General features: G+C 74.3%; 1 protein-coding gene. It reads left to right on the plus strand.

All coding sequences use genetic code 11. The features are described 5' to 3' along the window. Positions 1-2,320 (plus strand): SpoIIE family protein phosphatase (locus tag RH94_RS15690; protein ID WP_073948208.1); only part of this gene is annotated, 2,320 nt, incomplete at its 5' end. Positions 2,321-2,336 lie beyond the last annotated feature (16 nt).

Below are 2,336 nucleotides of genomic sequence, written 5' to 3' on the forward strand. Positions count from 1 at the left end.
GACCCTGGAGACCACCCAGGGACGTGCGGTGGTCTCGTACGTGCCGGTGACCGGGGCGGACGGTGCGGCGGTGGGGTCGGTGGCGGTCGGCATCACGGTGGAGAGGGTGACGGGCATGGCGGCCCGGCAGCTTCCGCTGCTGCTGGGGGCGGGGGCCGGGGTACTGGTCCTGTCCGCGGGCGGTACGGCGCTGGTGAGCCGGCGGCTGCTGCGGCAGACCCACGGCCTGGGGCCGGTGGAGATGACGCGGATGTACGACCACCACGACGCCGTGCTGCACGCGGTGCGCGAGGGGGTGCTGATCGTCGGCGGTGACGGGCGGCTGCTGCTGGCCAACGACGAGGCCCGGCGGCTGCTGGACCTGCCGCCGGACGCGGAGGGGCGCCGGGTGGCCGACCTGCCCCTGGAGGCGGACCTGGCCGGGCTGCTCGCCTCGCCGCGCGCGGCCAGCGACGAGGTGCACCTGAGCGCCGACCGGCTGCTGGCGGTCAACAAGCGGACCACCGCCCCCTACGGCGGGCAGGCCGGCAGCGTGGTGACGCTGCGGGACACCACCGAGCTGCGGGCGCTGTCGGGGCGGGCCGAGGTGGCGCGCGAGCGGCTGAAGCTCCTCTACGACGCCGGGATGGGCATCGGCACCACCCTGGACGTGACCCGCACCGCGCAGGAGCTGGCGGACGTGGCGGTCCCGCGCTTCGCCGACTCCGCCACGGTGGAGCTGGCCGAGGAGGTCCTGCGCGGCGAGAAACTGGCCGGGAGCAGCACCGCTCTGCGCCGTACGGCGGTGAGCGGTCCGCCCGCCCACCGGCCGTCGATCCCGGTGGGCGAGCTGATCCGCTTCGTTCCCGGCTCACCGCAGGCCCGGTGCCTGCGCAGCGGCCGGGCGGTGCTCGAGGCCGACCTGAGCACCGCGCAAGGGTGGCAACAAATGGATCCTGAGCGTGCGCGGCAGACTCTCGACCAGGGCATCCACTCCCTGATCGCGGTGCCGTTGCGGGCGCGGGGCACGGTGCTGGGCACGGTGGACTTCTGGCGCGGACGGTCCACGGAACCGTTCGGCACGGAGGACGTGCCCTTCGCCGAGGAACTGGCCGCCCGCGCCGCGGTGGCCCTGGACAACGCCCGCCGCTACACCCGCGAGCACACCATGGCCGTCGCCCTGCAGCGCAGCCTGCTCCCCCGCGACCTGCCCGGACACGACGCCCTGCAGGTCGCCTACCGCTACCTGCCCGCCCGCGCCGGAGTGGGCGGCGACTGGTTCGACGTCATCGAACTGTCCGGCACCCGGGTCGCCCTGGTCGTCGGCGACGTGGTCGGCCACGGCCTGCACGCCGCCGCCACCATGGGCCGGCTGCGCACCGCCGTGCACAACTTCGCCACCCTCGACCTGGCCCCCGACGAACTCCTGGCCCGCCTGGACGACCTGGTGGCCCGCCTGGACCAGGAACACACCGCCCAGGACCACACCGGCGAGGAGGCGACCCTGACCGGCGCCACCTGCCTGTACGCCGTCTACGACCCCACCAACGGCCACTGCAGCCTGGCCCGCGCCGGCCACCCCCCACCCGCCCTCGCCCTGCCCGACGGCACCGCCACCTACCCCGACCTGCCCGCCGGCCCACCCCTGGGCCTGGGCGGCCTGCCCTTCGAGACCACCGAACTGCACCTGCCCGAACACAGCCGCCTCGTCCTCTACACCGACGGCCTCATCGAAGACCGCCACCGCGACCTCGACACCGGCCTGGCCACCCTGCGCACCGCCCTCACCCACCCCGACCGCACCCCCGAACAGACCTGCCAGGACATCCTGGCCGCCCTGCCCCCCGACCACGCCCGCGACGACATCGCCCTCCTCGTCGCCCGCACCCGCATCCTCGCCCCCGACCAGACCGCCCACTGGGACCTGCCCCCCGACCCCGCCGCCGTCGCCCGCCTGCGCGCCGACGCCACCGCCCAACTCCAGGCCTGGCACCTGACCGACACCGCCTTCACCACCGAACTCATCCTCAGCGAACTGGCCACCAACGCCATCCGCTACGGCCACCCCCCCATCCACGTCCGCCTCATCCGCAACCGCCACCTGATCTGCGAAGTCGCCGACGCCAGCAGCACCTCACCCCACCTGCGCCACGCCGCCACCACCGACGAAGGCGGCCGCGGCCTCTTCCTCGTCGCCCGCTACGCCCAACGCTGGGGCACCCGCTACACCCCCACCGGCAAAATCATCTGGACCGAACAACCCCTCCACGACACCAGCGAACCCCCACCCGACGACAACATCGACACCCTGCTCGACCAGTGGCCCGACACCACCCCATGACACCCACCCCGAACCC

Origin of the sequence: Streptomyces kebangsaanensis (assembly GCF_001906585.1) — a bacterium.
Taxonomy (GTDB): domain Bacteria; phylum Actinomycetota; class Actinomycetes; order Streptomycetales; family Streptomycetaceae; genus Streptomyces; species Streptomyces kebangsaanensis.